The following is a 15356-nucleotide window of genomic DNA, read 5'->3' on the forward strand; positions in this document are numbered from 1 at the left end:
CTGACCTTAGTAAGGCGAGGCTAACTTATACCGGAGGTGCCGTCCATGTGCCCGAGTGGTTAGGCGGGGGCCCTTCTACAACAGAAAGCGATAATGCGGGGCCCTTCCTTACCGGGTCTGCTCCAGCCAGGAGGCGTAGAGGAGGGCGTAGACGGAGTCCGGGTCGGCCAGTAGCTCCTCGTGCGGGCCGCGTTGCACGATCCGGCCCCGGTCCACCACGATCACCTCGTCGGCGGCCTGCGCGGTGGAGAGCCGGTGCGCGATGGCCACCGTGGTCCGGCCCCGGGTCACCGCGTCGAGGGTGCGCTGGAGGCGTACCTCGGTGGCCGGGTCGACGGCGCTGGTCGCCTCGTCCAGCACCAGCAGGTCCGGGTCGGCGACGTACGCCCTGGCCAGCGCCACCAACTGCCGCTCGCCCACGCTGAGCGCCTCGCCGCGCTCCCCCACCGGGGTCGCCAGCCCGGCCGGCAGTCCGTCGACCCAGTCGCCGAGGCCGAGCTCGGTGCAGGCGAGCGCGATCTCCTCGTCGGTCAGCTCCGGCCGGCCGAACCGGACGTTCTCCGCGACGGTGGAGTCGAAGAGGAAGCCGTCCTGCGGCACCATCACCACCCGGGACCGCAGCGAGCCGAACCTGACCCGGTCCAGCGGCACCCCGGAGAGCAGCACCGCCCCGGCGGACGGGTCCATCAGCCGGGTGAGCAGTTTGGCGAAGGTGGTCTTGCCGCTGCCGGTCTCGCCCACCACCGCGACCCGGGTCTTGGCCGGGATGTCCACGTTGATGTCGACAAGCACCGGCGGGCCGCCGGGATAGCGGTAGTCGACGTGGGCGAAGCGGATGTCGATCGGTCCGGCCGGCAGGTCGACACCCTGCTCACCGGGGTCCGCCACGTCCGGCGCCACGTCCAGCACGTCGAGCACGCGTCGCCAGCCCGCGACCGCGTTCTGCGCCTCGTTCAGCACCTCGGTGGCGATCTGCACCGGCTGGATGAAGAGGGTGACCAGGAAGAGGAAGGCGGTGAGTTCGCCGATTCCGAGCGATCCGTCGACGCCCAGCCGCACGCCGAGCACCACCACCCCGGCCAGGGCCAGCCCGGCGGCGATCTCCCCGGTCGAGAAGCCGATCACGCTGGTCCGGATCGCCCGCTGCTGGGCCCGGCGCTGATCGTCGATGGTCCGGTCCAGCCGGGCGGCGGTCCGGCCGGCGACACCGTACGCGCGGATCACGGGCGCGCCCACCACGCTCTCGGAGATCGCCGCCAGCATCGCGCCCATGCGCTGCCGGACCACCCCGTACGCGGTGGCGAGCCGCCGCTGGAAGTTCCGGATCACCAGCGCGGCCGGTACGAACGCGGCGAAGACCACCAGGGTCAACTGCCACGAGTAGACCGCCATCACGATGGTGGTCACCACCAGCTGGCCGATGTTGACCAGCAGGATCACGCCGCCCCACTGGAGGAACTGGGTGATCTGGTCCACGTCGCTGGTGACCCGGGAGACCAGCGAGCCGCGCCGCTCCGCCTGCTGGTGCAGGGTCGAGAGGTCGTGCACGTGCCGGAACGCCCGGACCCGCACCCCGGCCAGCGCCGTCTCGCTGACCGTGAAGAGCCGGCGCATCATCAGGTAGCCGCAGATGGTGGTCACCACCAGGACCGCCGCGGTGGCCGCCACCACCAGCCCGACCACGCCCAGGTCCGGGCCGCCCGGGGCGCGCAGCCCGCGGTCGATGCCCTGCTGGATCGCCACCGGTACGGCGGCCCGGCCGAGCATCGACACCAGGGCCAGCCCGAGCGTGCCGGCGAGTCCGGTGCGCAGTTCGGGTGAGAGCGCCAGGCCCCGGCGCAGCGTTCCCCAGGCACTCTCCGACCGCTCGGGCACGGCGTCGACCACCGTGCTGCCGCTCATGCCGCCACCTCGCCGCTGCCCGCACCGTCGCGGGGGCATCCGTTCACACGTCCACCTCTTCGCCTCGCCGGGTCGCCGAGTTCTCGTACGCCCGATCCCGCTCCCGTTCCGCCTCGGCCCGTTCGTACGCGGTGACCAGCGCGGCGTACCCCGGAGTGGTACGCAGCAGGGTGGTGTGGGTGCCCCGGCCGACCACCCGGCCGTGCTCGATGTAGACCACCTCGTCGGCAAGGGCGATGGTCGCCCGTCGGTACGCCACCACCAGGATCGACGCCGCCGGCTCGGCACCGCCCGGGTCCCGACCCTCCCGTCCGTCCCGCCCGTCCGCCGAGGACGGCGTGCGGTCACCGCGGAGTGCGGCCAGGATCGCCGCCTCCACCCTCGGGTCCACGGCGCTGGTGGCGTCGTCCAGCACCAGCAGGCGGGGCCGCCCGGCGAGTGCCCGGGCCAGGGTGAGCCGCTGCCGCTGGCCGCCGGAGAGTGCCGCGCCACGCTCGCCGACCAGGGTGTCCAGCGCCTCCGGCAGGGCCGCCACGAAGCCGTCCGCCTCGGCCAGCCGCAGGGCGGCCCAGACGTCGTCGTCGGTGATGCCGTCCCGGTCCAGCGTCACGTTGGCCCGGATGGTGTCGTCGAAGACGAACGGCACCTGGGCCACCAACGCGGTGGTACCGGCCAGCGAGGCGGCGGTGAGGGACCGTAGGTCGACCCCGTCCACGGTCACCGTGCCGGCGTCGGGGTCGACGAGCCGGACCGCGAGGGAGACGATCGTCGACTTGCCGGAGCCGGTGGGCCCGACCAGCGCGACCGTCCGGCCGGCCGGCACGGTGAACGACACGTCGTGCAGCACCGGCACCGGAGCCGGGGTCACCGGCCCGGCCGCCGCCGTGGGGTCGACACCGCCCGGTGCCGGAGACACCCCACCGGCCGGAACCGAGCCGGAGCCGACCGGAACGGAACCCGCCGGTGCCGAGCCGGCCGGGCCGGTCGCCAGCACGGGCTCGGATATCCGGCTCCCGGCCGGGGAATCGGCCGGCTCGGGTACCCCGGTCGGGCGGGGAGCCGCCTCCGGCTCGGTCACGAGTGCCGCCTCGCCCGGTACGGTGGCCGGCGGCGGTTCGGCCGGGGCGTACCCGAAGGTGACCCGGTCGAAGACGAGGGTGGCCGGCCGCCCCTCCCGGGCGTCCAGTGTGCTGTCGCCGTACGGCATCTCGCCGGTCGCGGTGAGCACGGCCTGCAACCGCTCCCAGCCCGCGACGCTGCGCGGCAGCTCGGCGAGGACCCAGCCGATCGCCCGGACCGGGAAGGCCAGCACGGTGAAGAGGAATGCCACGCTGACGAGTTCGGTGATGCTGACCGCGCCCTGGCTCAGTCGGGCCGTGCCGACCAGCAGCACGGCCAGGGTGCCGAGGCTGGGCAGGGTCTCCAGCATCGGGTCGAAGGTGCCACGGAGCCGGCCCACCGAGATCAGTGCGTCCCGCAGCTCGCCGGCCTGGGCCGCGAACCGGGTCGTCTCCCGGGCCTCCTGACCCATGGTCTTGACCACCAGGGCCCCGTCGAAGCTCTCGTGCGCGATCGCACTCACCTGGGCGCGCATCTGCTGGGCCCGGGCCTGCCGGGGTGCCATGCGTCGGGAGTAGACGACGTTGAGCGCGAAGAGCGCGGGGAAAATCGCCACCCCGACCAGCGCGAGTACCCAGTCGGTGACGAAGAGCGAGCCCATCGCCGCCACCAGCATCACCAGGGTGCCGACCGCGAAGGGCAGCGGCGCGATCGGGAACCAGGCCGCCTCGACGTCGGAGTTGGCGTTGGAGAGCAGCGTGCCGGTGGCGTGCCGGTGGTGCCAGGCCAGCGGCAGCTCCAGGTAGCGGCGGGTGATCCGGCGCCGGTAGCTGGCCTGCAACCGGTACTGCATGAAGCCGGCGCCGAGCCGGCGGCCGAACATCCCGAGCACCCGGCCGAGGCTGACCGCGAACAGCGCGGCGGCGGCCGCCAGCACGGCGGCCAGCTCGATCCGGCCACGCTCCAGCGACGGCACCACCACGTTGCCGACGACGGCACCCACGACGTACGCGCTCGCGATGATCAACAGGCTGTAGAGAACACTGCCGCCGACCGCCACCGCGAAGATCCGTGGCTCCTCCCGGACCGCGTGACCGAGGACCCGGATTCCCCTGAGAAGTATGTCCCGGCTCGTCTTGCCCGCCACGCTCTCCCCCGCCGTAAGCCTGCTGCCTCCAGCTCATCCTTACTGATCAGGGCGAGGGATGACGAACCGATTGGCGTGGGTGATACCGACTCGGCCCTGATTGTGTCTGCTGTCACAGCCTGTTCCCGCTGCCGGCGGCCCGCACCGTGCCGGTCGGCCGGATCTCGTACCACCCGGTCGGCCGGATCAGGATTACGATCAAGACATGCCCCGCTACGCGGATACGGAGCGCCAGTCGCTGGCCGATCTCCTCCATGCGCTCGGGCCGGACGCGCCCACGATCATTCCCGAATGGGCCACCCGGGATCTCGCCGCCCACCTGGTGATCCGGGAGCGCCGGCCGGACGCGGCGGCCGGGCTCATGCTCCCGCCGCTGCGCGGACACCTGGCGCGGGTGCAGGCGACCGTGGCCGGCAAGCCGTTTCCGGCCCTGGTCGACCTGGTCCGGCATCCGCCACGATGGAGCCCGCTGGCCCTGCCGCCCGTCGCCGAGCTGGCCAACCTGGTGGAGTTCTTCGTGCACCACGAGGACGTCCGGCGGGCCCGTCCCGACTGGCAGCCCCGGGAGCTGCCGGCCGGCCAGCAGGCCGCGCTGTGGAGGCGCGTCCCGACGCTGGCCCGGATGTCGCTGCGCCGATTTCCGGCCACCCTGCTGATCCAGGCGCCCGAGCACGGCGAGATTGGTGCCGGAGCCGGCGGCGAGCAGGTCAGGATGGTCGGGTCACCGGGCGAGCTGATGATGTTCCTCTTCGGCCGCCAGCGTGTCGCCCGGGTCCAGCTCGTCGGTCCGCCCGCCCTCACCGACCGGCTCCGCACCGCCAGGCTGGGCGTCTGACCGCCGGGGCGGCCGGACGTGCCGATGCGCGCCCTCGCCCTGGCGTCCCTGACCAGGCCGCCCTTTCCGGTGCGGGTCAACGAGCATGTCGGGCAGGTCAGCCCGGAGTCGAGCCGGTGGGCCGCCGAACTCGGCCTGGTCGGCAGCTCCGCCGCGGCCCGCCGACTGGACCGGTCGAACGCCGCCGACCTGGCCGGCCGGACCTGCCCGGACGCCCGGCCGGAGCAGCTCCGGCTCCTCTCCGACCTCTTCACCTGGCTCTTCGCCTTCGACGACCGCTGCGACGAGGACGGCCTCGGCGACGACCCGGCCCGGCTCGCCCCGGTGGTCGGGCGGCTGCTCGACGTGCTCGACCTGCGCGGCGGGCCGGCGCCGCCGGAGCTGGCCGCCGTCGCCGGCCCGACCGCCGCCGGCCTGCACGACCTCTGCCACCGGGTACGCGCCCAGGACTCCCCGCGGATCCTGCTCCGGTTCGCCGGCCAGATGCGGGACTACCTGCTGGCGCTGCTCTGGGAGGCGGCGAACCGGGAGCGGCACCGGGTCCCGGCGGTGGCCGAATATCTCCAGATGCGCCGGCACACCGGCGGGGTACGCCCCAGTTTCACCCTGACCGACCTGGCCTACGGCGGGCTGGCCGAGGCGACCTGCCGGGCCGACCTCGACGCCGCCAGCCTGGACGACCTCGCCACCGACCTGGTCTGCTGGTGCAACGACGTCTTCTCCTACGCCAAGGAGCGCCGGCAGGGCCGGGACGGGCACAACCTGATCGTCGTACTGGCCCGGGAGGGTGGGCGGGAGGAGCGGGCGGCACTGCTCGACGCGGCCCGGCGGTTCAACGCGGGGCTGCGGGCGTACCTGCGGCTGGAGTCCGCGGTGCTGGCCGGCGGCGGCACCGACGCCCACCGGTTCGTCACCGCGCGGCGGGCCTGGATCCGGGGCAGCTACGACTGGTCGCTGGCGGCGGCCCGCTACCGGTGACCACCGCCGCGCCGCCCCGACGGAGGTCACCGGCCGGGCGGTGGGGACGCGCCGACCCGGCCCGAGGTCGCGTCGATCAACGTCCGCCGCACCGGGCCGGGCCGGGCGGCGCCGGCCACGCAGGGACCCCGGTGTCCCTCGCGTTCGCCGCAGCGGCCGGAGCCGAAGAGCAGCCGGTCGCAGAAGACCCGGTACCGCTCGTGCTGCGCGTCCTCGGCCGAGACCGTCACCTCACCGGCGTCGAGTTCCGGGAGGAAGGCGAGCGACTCGGCCAGCAACGCGGCGAGTTCGGTGGCGGCGTCCAGCGTGGATACGGCAACCGGAAGGTGGATGACGTGGCCCGGTGCCGGCTCGCCGGGCCCGGCATCTCCGGCGAAGGGACTGCTCTGGCCCATGGTTGATCACCCTTACCCGTGCTCGATGGCCTCCCGGCCCCTGGTCACGCGGCGTCCCCCTCGCCGACCGGGCCGACGAGTGGATAGCTTAGAGAGGGTGCCGGGCATTTCGTCGGTTTGCCACTCGGATCGCGCGAGACCGTCCCAGCGGCGGCGAGGACGGCAGATAGCCGACGAGGGCGGCAGATATCGGATCGCGCGGTCCGATCGGCGCGGCCACCGGGCCGATCGGTACTAGCCGTGGCGTGGGCAGACGAAATACCGTACGGTAACCGCGATTTAACGTGATCACCGTCACGCGACGATATCCGGAGGCTCCCCCCGCCATGGCTCTTGACGTCCCCTACCGGTCCATCCCCGACATGTTCCTGAAGCGTGTCTCGGCCACCCCCGACCGGGACGCGTTTGCCCACCCCGCACCCGACGACTCCGGTCCGGTCTGGCTGAGCTGGGCGCAGGTCGGCCAGCGGGCGAAGGCGATCGCCGCCGGGCTGCGCGGCCTCGGCATCGGCGCCGAGGACCGGGTGGCGATCCTGGCCAACACCCGGCTCGACTGGGTCCTCGCCGACCTCGGCGTCATGTGCGCCGGCGGTGCGACCACCACGGTCTATCCGACCACCGAGCCCGAGGACACCGTCTTCATCCTCTCCGACTCCGGCTCGAAGGTGCTGATCGCCGAGAACGCCGACCAGGCGGCCAAGATCGCTGGAGCGGAGCTGCCGGGGCTGACCCACGTCGTACTGATCGACGGGCCGGCCGCGCCGGACGCCACCCCGCCGCAGCTCACCCTGGCCGATCTGGAGGTGCAGGGCGCGCTGGCCCTGGAGAGCGACCCGGAGCAGATCGACCGGGTGGTCGCCGGGATCGACCAGGACCACCTGGCGACCCTGATCTACACCTCCGGCACCACCGGGCGGCCCAAGGGGGTCGAGCTGCTGCACGCCGGGTGGTGCTGGGAGGGCATCGCCCAGGGGCAGCTCGGGCTCCTGCTCCCCGAGGACCTGCAGTATCTCTGGCTGCCGCTGTCGCACTCGTTCGGCAAGACGCTGATCTGCGGCATCATCCACGTCGGCGTACCCACCTACGTCGACGGCCGACTCGACCGGCTCGTCGAGCTGCTCGCCGTGATCAGGCCGACCCTGATGTGCGGTGCCCCCCGGATCTTCGAGAAGGTCTACAACCGGGCGGTCACCACCGCGCAGAACGCGGGCGGCGCCAAGGCCAGGATCTTCGCCTGGGCGGTGCAGACCGGCAAGCGCAAGGTGAGCCTGGAGCAGGAGGGCAGGCCGGTCTCGGCCGGGCTCCGGATCCAGTACGGGCTCGCCGAGCGGCTGGTCTTCAGCAAGCTCCAGGCCCGGCTGGGCGGCCGGATCCGGGTACTGGTCTCCGGCGCCGCGCCGCTGAGCCGGGAGATCGCGCACTTCTTCGCCGCGGCCGGGCTGCCCATCTCCGAGGGGTACGGCCTCACCGAGACCAGCGCCGGCAACTTCGTCAACCGCCCGGGCGCTCTCAAGATCGGTACGGTCGGCAGGGCCCTGGGTGACCTCGAGTGCCGGCTCGACTCCGACGGCGAGATCCTGCTCCGCGGCATGCCGGTGATGCGCGGCTACCACAACCTGCCGGCCGAGACGTCCGAGGCGTTCACCCCGGACGGCTTCTTCCGGACCGGCGACATCGGCGAGCTCGACGAGGACGGCTACCTCAGGATCACCGACCGGAAGAAGGACCTGGTCAAGACCTCCGGCGGCAAGTACATCTCGCCGTCGTTGATCGAGGGCAGGTTCAAGGCGCTCTGCCCGTACACCTCGCAGGTGGTGGTGGTCGGGCAGGCCCGCAACTACTGCACGATGCTGGTCACCCTGGACGAGGACGCGATGACGACCTGGGCCGCCGGCGGTCCGCTGGAGGGTCGGCCGTACGCCGAGATCGTCGGCTCGCCCGAGGTGCGGGCCATGGTCGACGGCTACGTCGCCGAGCTGAACGAGAAGCTCAACCGCTGGGAGACGATCAAGAAGGTCACGGTGCTGACCCGTGACCTGACCGTCGAGGACGGCGAGTTGACGCCCTCGATGAAGATCAAGCGCGGCGCCGTGGAGCAGAGCTTCAAGGGCGAGATCGACGGGATGTACCAGGGCACTCTCGCCCAGATCTGATCGCGGTCCGCGGGGACGCCCCGCCCGGAGTGCCGGGAGGACCGGCGGTGCCCCCGCCGGTCCTCGACCACGCACCGCCGGGACGCCCTCGCCCGGTCGCTACCCGACGGCTCTACCCGACTACGCAGGGCAGATGGACTCGGAGCGGCTTCACCCGGGCGTCACCGGGGTAAGAGCAGAGTGCAGGTGCACGACGGGCCGATCCGGTGGCCCGGTCGTGCGGCGGGACGTGGGGACGAGGGGGTTCCGGTGATGGTGGCCACGGTGGCAGCTCACGTGGAGACCGGCGCCTTGGTGATCACGATGGCGGGCCGGTGGAGCGTTGCACAGGCGTACACGCTGCAGCGGGCGATCGCGCGGTGCGCCGCGCACCACCCGCCGTACGTGGCCGTGGACTGCACCCGGATCGCCCCGGACAAGCTGCTGCCGACCCTGCTTCCGGCGCTGGTGATGCTCCGGGAGTCGTGCCGGCGTGGCATCACCGTGCTGGTCTGCGCGCCGGCCTCGGCGCTGACCGTCCTGCTCCGCCGCCTGCCGACCCGGCGGGTCCAGCTCTACCCCCGGCTCACCGAGGCGCTCACCCGGGTCCGGCCCTACTCCGTCCCGGCCCACCTCCGGCGGGTCCACCGGCGGCTGGCGCCGGTGCCGCAGGCGGTGAGCACGGCCCGGGGGCTGGTCCGGGAGTGCTGCGAGCGGTGGCGACTGGCGGAGATCGCCGACGATGCCCAGCTCGTCGCCTCCGAACTGGTGGCGAACGCCGTCGAGCACGCCGGCACCGAGATCGACCTGACCCTCTGCCACCACGGGCAGCGGCTGCGCATCGCGGTCGCCGACCGGCACCCCGGCGTGCCGGCGCTGCCCCGGCGCGACCCGGCCGGCATCTCCGACGATCCACACCAGCCGCTGGCCGTACGCGGTCGCGGGCTCGCCATGGTGACCCGGTCCGCCAACAGCTGGGGCGTCCTGCACGGCTCCGACGGAAAGATCGTCTGGGCCAGCCTGGCGGCGCAGCCGGCGTCCCGGTTGCGCCTCGCCGGCCTGGTCGGCCTCCCCCGGGCCGGCTACCCGGCCTGAGCCGACGCTCAGGCGATCACGACCAGCTTTCGCCGCTCAGGCGATCACGACCGGCTCCTGCCAGAGCGGGCGCCGCGCCCGGTCGATGTCGTAGCGGACTGCCGCGATCCGGCGTACCGCCTCGGTCAGGTCGGCGGCGGGCAGCGTGAACGGCAGTCGGAGGAAGCGTTCCAGGGTGCCGTCGAGGCCGAACCTCGGGCCGGGCGCGAGGCGTACCCCGACCTCCTCGGCGGCCCGGGCGAGCGCGCTGGCGACCGGGCCGTCGAGCTCCGCCCAGAGGGTCACCCCGCCCGCCGGGACCCGGACCCGCCAGGCGGGCAGTTCCGCGCGGAGCGCGGCGAGCAGGGCGTCGCGCTGGGCGGTCAGCTGTGCCCGCCGGGCCGCCACGATCGCCTCTGCGTCGGCGAGCAGCCGCACCGCGACGAGCTGGTCCAGCACCGGGCCGGCCATGTCGACCCCGACCCGCGCCGCCGCGAGTCGCTGCACCTGGGGTGCGGCGGCACGGATCCAGCCGATCCGCAGGCCGCCCCAGTACGGCTTGCTCATCCCGCCGATGGTGACCACCCGGGAGTGCCGGTCGAAGGCGGCGGTCGGCGGCGGCACCTCGGTGCCGTCCAGCGGCAGGTCGACGAAGGACTCGTCGACCACCAGGTCGGTGCCGCTGGCATGCGCGGTCGCCACCACCCGCTCGCGCAGCCCGGTGGGCATCAGGTGCCCGGTCGGGTTCTGGAACTCCGGGATCAGGTAGGCGAGCCGGGGGCGGGTCTGCCGGAGGCTGCCCAGCAGCAGGTCGGCGTCCCAGCCCGTACCCTCGGTGGAGAGCCCGTGGGTGGCGATCCGCGCCCGGCGCGCGGCGAGCGCGGCGAGCGCGTTGGGGTAGGTCGGTGATTCCACCAGTACGCTGCCGCCGGTCGGCAGCGCGAGCCGGAGCACCAGGTCCAGGGCGTGCTGCACACCGTTGGTCACCATGATCTGCTCAGGGCTGGTGACCAGGCCACGCGCGGTGTACGACCGGGCGACCGCCGTGCGCAGCTCGAGTATCCCGGTGGGGTGGTAGCCGGCGCCGCCGAGGTATCGCGGCAGCTCCTCGGCGGCGGCCCGGGCGGCCGGGGCCAGCTCCGCCGGAGCGGCCAGCGCGGCACAGCCGAGATCGATCATGTCCAGGTCGTCCTGCGGCGTCCAGAGCCCCGAGCTGGCCACCCGGTGCCCGCCGGGCAGCGTGGTCCAGCTGCCGGCCCCTCGGCGGCTGGTCAGGTGCCCGCTCTCCCGCAGTTCGCGGTAGGCGGCGGTGACGGTGGTCCGGCTGACCAGCAGCGCCTCGGCCAGCTCCCGCTCGGCCGGCAGCCGTACGCCCAGTGGCAGCCGGCCGTCGGCGAGCAGTCCGCGCACCGCACCGGCCAACGCGATGTAGTCGGGGCTGCGCCGCCGCCCCGGAAGTGCGTGCCACTGCCCGAGCATCCGGGCGAGCTGTGCCCCGCGGACCAGGCTCGTCATAGCCACCTCACCCCGATTGGCCCTTCATGGCTGCCGGATTGGACCTCAGAGTGGCATGCATGGCAAAGATTGGCAAGCATGGCCGGAGCCGAACCGGCCGGGGCGATCGGCTCGTCCGGCGTCTCGGCCAGCTCTACGCCGGCCTGGTGCTCTACGGCGTCAGCATGGCCCTGATGGTCGAGGCGGGGCTCGGGCTCGACCCCTGGGACGTCTTCCACCAGGGGCTGTCCCGGATCACCGGTGTCTCGTTCGGCGTCGTGACCATCGCCGTCGGCGCACTCGTGCTGCTGCTCTGGATCCCGCTGCGCCAGCGGCCCGGCCTCGGCACGATCAGCAACGTCGTCGTCATCGGCCTCGCCGTCGACGCGGCCCTGGCCCTGCTTCCGACCGCGCAGCCCCTGCCCACCCGGACCGGGTTCCTGGTCGCCGGCATCCTGCTCAACGGCATGGCGACCGGCCTCTACATCGGAGCGCGTTTCGGGCCGGGGCCGCGCGACGGCCTGATGACCGGCTACGTCGCCCGGCACCCCCACCGGTCGCTCCGGCTGGTCCGCACGGTGATCGAGGTGACGGTACTGGCGATCGGCTTCGCCCTCGGCGGCCGGGTCGGGATCGGCACCCTGGCGTACGCGCTGGCGATCGGCCCCCTGGCGCACGTCTTCATTCCGCTCTTCACCGTCGCGCCGTCACCGACCCACCCCCGGCCGGTGCACCTCTCCGCGCCCACCTGACCGGCCCGGACGCGTCAGTCGTACGGAACCGGACCGTCCCTCGTGGAGCGTCGATCGTCCGGGATCTGCGGAACGGACCGGATCCGCGGAATGAACCGGTGCACAACGGTTCCGTCGGCTGCCGTGGCACGGCATCATTTCCCCATGGGGGATGAGGGATGGCGTTGGTCCGACGCTTGGATCTTCGTGTCACTGATCATCGCGGGTGGTGCCGGCCGGCACCGGCGGTCGAGCAGCACCCGCCGGCCGGAGGGCGTCCGGCTCGCCGACGTGCTCTCCACCGCCGATCATCTCAACCGGGCCCTTCCGGCCCGGCACGAGATCGAGGCCGCGGTGCGCCGCCTGGTGGGCGCCGGCCTGATCACCGTCTCGGACGGCTGGTTCCGGGTCACCACCGCCGGTGAGCACCTCTGGCGGACCCGGCCGCACGGTGGCCTGGCCACCACCGTCGAGACCGTGCACGGGGTGCTGACCCGCCGGCACTCCCCCGGCAACCACGACTGGCAGCTCGCCGAGGACGAACACGCGGCGGCGGTGCAGGAATACGCCGCCCGGTTCACCCTGCCGATGCCGCGCCGCTCGCCGGAGAACGGCGGATAGCCCGCCGGGCAGGATCGGAACGGCGGGATCGGGACACCCGGTCAGCGGACGGGGTGGCCCGCACCGCGCAGCGCGGTCTTGACGTCACCGACGCTGAGCTCACCGAAGTGGAAGACGCTGGCCGCGAGGACCGCGTCCGCGCCGGCCGCCACCGCCGGTGGGAAGTGCGCGACCGCACCGGCACCGCCGCTGGCCACCACCGGCACGTCGACCACCCGGCGCACCGCGCCGATCAGCTCCAGGTCGAATCCGGCCTTGGTGCCGTCCGCGTCCATCGAGTTGAGCAGGATCTCCCCGGCCCCCCGCTCGGCGGCCCGGGCGGCCCAGTCCACCGCGTCGATCCCGGTGCCCCGCCGGCCGCCGTGGGTGGTCACCTCGAAGCCGCTCGCGGTGGTGCTGCCGGCCGGGGTACGCCGCACGTCGAGCGAGAGCACCAGCACCTGCCGGCCGAACCGCTCGGCGATCTCGGAGATCAGCTCCGGCCGGGCGATCGCGGCGGTGTTCACGCCCACCTTGTCGGCACCGGCCCGGAGCAGCACGTCGACATCCTCGACCCGGCGCACTCCGCCGCCGACGGTGAGCGGGATGAAGACCGTCTCGGCGGTGCGGCGTACCACGTCGAGCATGGTGCCGCGGTTGTCGGAGGAGGCGGTGACGTCGAGGAAGGTCAGCTCGTCGGCGCCGGCCCCGTCGTACGCCGCCGCCAGCTCGACCGGGTCGCCCGCGTCCCGCAGGTCGACGAAGTTGACACCCTTGACCACCCGCCCCGCGTCCACGTCGAGACAGGGGATCACCCGCACCGCCACCGTCATGGGCCGAGCCTAACCCGCGCCCGCGCGGCGACGCCCGTCACTTCTCCCGCAGCACGGCGAGCGCCTCGGCGACGGTGAAGGCGCCGGCGTAGAGCGCCTTGCCGGCGATCACACCCTCCACCCCGAGCGGCTCCAGCCCGGCGAGCGCCCGCAGGTCCGCCAGGGTCGAGACCCCGCCGGAGGCGATCACCGGGGCATCGGTACGGGCGCAGACCTCCCGCAGCAGGTCGAGATTGGGGCCGCGCATCGTGCCGTCCTTGGTGATGTCGGTCACCACATAGCGGGCCGCACCGGCCTTGTCCAGCCGCTCCAGCACCTCGAAGAGGTCGCCGCCGTCCCGGGTCCAGCCCCGGGCCGCGAGGGTGCGCCCCCGCACGTCCAGCCCGATCGCCACCCGGTCGCCGTACTCGCCGACCACCCGGTCGCACCACTGCGGGTCCTCCAGCGCGGCGGTGCCGATGTTGACCCGGGCCGCCCCGGTGCCGAGCGCCGCCCGCAGCGACTCGTCGTCCCGGATCCCACCGGAGAGTTCGACCCGTACGTCGAGCCGGCGGACCAGCTCGGCGAGGAGTGCGGCGTTGGAGCCCCGGCCGAACGCGGCGTCGAGATCGACCAGGTGGATCCAGCCGGCGCCGTCCCGCTGCCAGGCCAGTGCCGCCTCCAGCGGGTCGCCGTAGCCGGTCTCACTGCCGGCGGCGCCCTGGACCAGACGGACGGCCTGGCCGTCCGCGACGTCGACAGCGGGAAGCAGGGTCAGGCTCAACGTGCTCTCCTCGGTTGGCGGAAGCGGAGTCGGTCGGCGGCAGCCGGGCTCGGCGGGTTCATCGGGCCGGGTTCAGGTCCGGCGGCCCAACGCGATCACCACGACCGCCGGCAGCACCAGCAGCAGCAGCGCGATCAGCCCGAGCCGCAGGGCCAGGTCGTCGACGAGCAGCCAGATGACGATCACCGCCGCCAGGGAGAGCACGACCACGCCGGCCCGCTCGCCCCGGCTGCGCCGGGCGAAGAGCCGCCCGGTGCGCCGGTCCGGCAGTCGCGGGCCGAGCCGGCGCAGCAGGGCCCGGCGGCGCTGGCGGCGGGCCACCGCCCGGGCCCGGGCGGCGCGCTCCCGCTCCGCCTCCGCCAGCCGGAGCGCCCGGCGCCGCGCCCGTTCCTTGCTCACCGGGAAGCGCCTTCCGACCGGGCCGGCAGCTCCGTCCGGCACGCCCGGGGAGAAGCCGTCCGGCGCGCCCGGGGAGAGGCCGTCCGGCGTGCCGGGCGAGAAGCCGTCCGGCGTGCCGGGCGAGAAGCCGGCCGGCGTGCCGGGCGAGAAGCCGGCCGGCGTGCCGGGGCGGGCGGGGCGGCGTTCACAGGGTGGCCAGCCAGTTCTGCAACAGGACGCGGCCGGACTCGGCGGACTTCTCCGGGTGGAACTGGGCGGCCGAGAGCGGGCCGCGCTCCACCGCCGCCACGAACCGCCCGCCATGCTCGGCGGTGGTCGCCAGCGCACCGGACGCGGCGAGCGCCGCGACGTCGGTCGGGGCGTAGGAGTGCACGAAGTAGAAGCGGGCCCCGGGCGGCAGGCCGGCGAAGAGCCGGGAGCCGGGCGGGGGCGCGACGGTGTTCCAGCCCATGTGCGGCACCCGCCGGGCGGCCAGCCCGGTCACGCCGCCGGGGAGCAGGCCCAGCCCCTTGCTGACCACGCCGTGCTCCTCGCCGTACTCGAAGAGGATCTGCATGCCGACGCAGATCCCCAGCACCGGCCGACCCGCCGCCACCCGCTCGGCGATCACCGGCCCGGCCCGCAGCGCCTCGATCCCGGCCATGCAGGCGGCGAAGGCACCCACCCCGGGCACCACCAGGCCGTCGGCAGCGGCGGCCACGTCGAGGTCGTCGGTGACCGTCACCTCGGCGCCGGCCCGGGCCACGGCGCGCTGCGCCGAGCGCAGGTTGCCGGAACCGTAGTCCAGCACCACCACCCGGGGCATCAGCCGTCTCCGGGAAGCAACCAGAGCACCCCGCCGACCGCGGCCAGCAGGGCGAGCACCGCCATCAGGCCGATGACGGCCCCGGACGAGCCCTGACGCCGCATCGACCAGAGCCCGCCGATGAGCACACCGGAGAGCGCGAACAACGCCACCGGCAGCAGAGAACTCACCGAACGAACAATAGTCGGCACGTCCGGCCTGACGAAATC

General features: G+C 73.8%; 14 protein-coding genes and 2 pseudogenes. 6 read left to right on the forward strand and 10 right to left on the reverse strand.

Annotated elements, in window-relative coordinates; all coding sequences use genetic code 11:
• Window positions 1–108: 108 nt before the first annotated feature.
• From ACN27G_RS19815 to ACN27G_RS19825, 3 genes and pseudogenes are all read right to left on the reverse strand, one after another.
• On the reverse strand, window positions 109–1902 hold the full coding sequence (locus ACN27G_RS19815; protein ID WP_421494272.1) for an ABC transporter ATP-binding protein: 1794 nt from the start codon (window positions 1900–1902) through the stop codon (window positions 109–111).
• A 43-nt stretch (window positions 1903–1945) separates the two neighbouring features.
• A pseudogene (locus ACN27G_RS19820) lies at window positions 1946–2755 on the reverse strand (ABC transporter ATP-binding protein); the annotation flags it as partial.
• Between the two features lie 237 nt (window positions 2756–2992).
• A pseudogene (locus ACN27G_RS19825) lies at window positions 2993–4108 on the reverse strand (ABC transporter transmembrane domain-containing protein); the annotation flags it as partial.
• Window positions 4109–4313: 205 nt separating this feature from the next.
• Here ACN27G_RS19825 and ACN27G_RS19830 point away from each other — a divergent pair.
• Both ACN27G_RS19830 and ACN27G_RS19835 read left to right on the forward strand, forming a co-directional pair.
• A complete protein-coding gene (locus ACN27G_RS19830) occupies window positions 4314–4943 on the forward strand; it encodes a TIGR03085 family metal-binding protein (RefSeq protein ID WP_421494273.1) in 630 nt (209 codons plus the stop codon).
• 24 nt (window positions 4944–4967) lie between these two features.
• On the forward strand, window positions 4968–5921 hold the full coding sequence (locus tag ACN27G_RS19835; RefSeq protein ID WP_421494274.1) for a terpene synthase family protein: 954 nt from the start codon (window positions 4968–4970) through the stop codon (window positions 5919–5921).
• Between the two features lie 26 nt (window positions 5922–5947).
• Here the strand turns inward: ACN27G_RS19835 and ACN27G_RS19840 are convergent, their stop codons facing one another.
• A complete protein-coding gene (locus tag ACN27G_RS19840) occupies window positions 5948–6316 on the reverse strand; it encodes a hypothetical protein (RefSeq protein ID WP_421494275.1) in 369 nt (122 codons plus the stop codon).
• Between the two features lie 326 nt (window positions 6317–6642).
• Between ACN27G_RS19840 and ACN27G_RS19845 the strand changes: the two genes are divergently transcribed.
• Both ACN27G_RS19845 and ACN27G_RS19850 read left to right on the forward strand, forming a co-directional pair.
• Complete coding sequence (locus tag ACN27G_RS19845; RefSeq protein ID WP_421494276.1) at window positions 6643–8469, forward strand: AMP-dependent synthetase/ligase; 1827 nt, start codon at window positions 6643–6645, stop codon at window positions 8467–8469.
• 264 nt (window positions 8470–8733) lie between these two features.
• The gene (locus ACN27G_RS19850; protein WP_421494277.1) at window positions 8734–9543 is read left to right on the forward strand and encodes an ATP-binding protein; all 810 of its coding nucleotides are present in this window, start codon (window positions 8734–8736) and stop codon (window positions 9541–9543) included.
• A gap of 36 nt (window positions 9544–9579) precedes the next feature.
• On the opposite strand, the gene ACN27G_RS19855 is transcribed toward ACN27G_RS19850, so the two are convergent.
• Window positions 9580–11037: a PLP-dependent aminotransferase family protein gene (locus ACN27G_RS19855; protein ID WP_421494278.1), complete on the reverse strand. Its 1458-nt coding sequence runs from the start codon at window positions 11035–11037 to the stop codon at window positions 9580–9582.
• Between the two features lie 59 nt (window positions 11038–11096).
• Between ACN27G_RS19855 and ACN27G_RS19860 the strand changes: the two genes are divergently transcribed.
• Window positions 11097–11768 carry a YczE/YyaS/YitT family protein gene (locus ACN27G_RS19860; protein WP_421494279.1) on the forward strand — a complete coding sequence of 224 codons (672 nt, stop codon included), beginning with the start codon at window positions 11097–11099 and terminating at the stop codon, window positions 11766–11768.
• A 144-nt stretch (window positions 11769–11912) separates the two neighbouring features.
• Window positions 11913–12368: a hypothetical protein gene (locus ACN27G_RS19865; protein WP_421494280.1), complete on the forward strand. Its 456-nt coding sequence runs from the start codon at window positions 11913–11915 to the stop codon at window positions 12366–12368.
• A gap of 41 nt (window positions 12369–12409) precedes the next feature.
• Here ACN27G_RS19865 and hisF read toward each other — a convergent pair whose 3' ends face one another.
• From hisF to ACN27G_RS19890, 5 genes are all read right to left on the reverse strand, one after another.
• Window positions 12410–13180, reverse strand: a complete 771-nt coding sequence (gene hisF / locus ACN27G_RS19870) for an imidazole glycerol phosphate synthase subunit HisF (protein WP_421494281.1) — start codon at window positions 13178–13180, stop codon at window positions 12410–12412.
• A gap of 37 nt (window positions 13181–13217) precedes the next feature.
• Entirely contained in the window at window positions 13218–13943 is a 726-nt protein-coding gene (gene priA, locus ACN27G_RS19875) for a bifunctional 1-(5-phosphoribosyl)-5-((5-phosphoribosylamino)methylideneamino)imidazole-4-carboxamide isomerase/phosphoribosylanthranilate isomerase PriA (protein WP_421494282.1), read from the reverse strand.
• Between the two features lie 72 nt (window positions 13944–14015).
• Window positions 14016–14342, reverse strand: a complete 327-nt coding sequence (locus tag ACN27G_RS19880; protein ID WP_421494283.1) for a hypothetical protein — start codon at window positions 14340–14342, stop codon at window positions 14016–14018.
• A gap of 184 nt (window positions 14343–14526) precedes the next feature.
• Window positions 14527–15147, reverse strand: a complete 621-nt coding sequence (gene hisH, locus ACN27G_RS19885) for an imidazole glycerol phosphate synthase subunit HisH (RefSeq protein ID WP_421494284.1) — start codon at window positions 15145–15147, stop codon at window positions 14527–14529.
• A complete protein-coding gene (locus ACN27G_RS19890; RefSeq protein ID WP_421494285.1) occupies window positions 15147–15317 on the reverse strand; it encodes a hypothetical protein in 171 nt (56 codons plus the stop codon). The genes hisH and ACN27G_RS19890 overlap by 1 nt, the downstream gene beginning before the upstream one ends.
• Between the last annotated feature and the right edge of the window lie 39 nt (window positions 15318–15356).

This window comes from Plantactinospora sp. WMMB334 (assembly GCF_049179095.1).
Classification (GTDB): Bacteria; Actinomycetota; Actinomycetes; order Mycobacteriales; family Micromonosporaceae; genus Plantactinospora.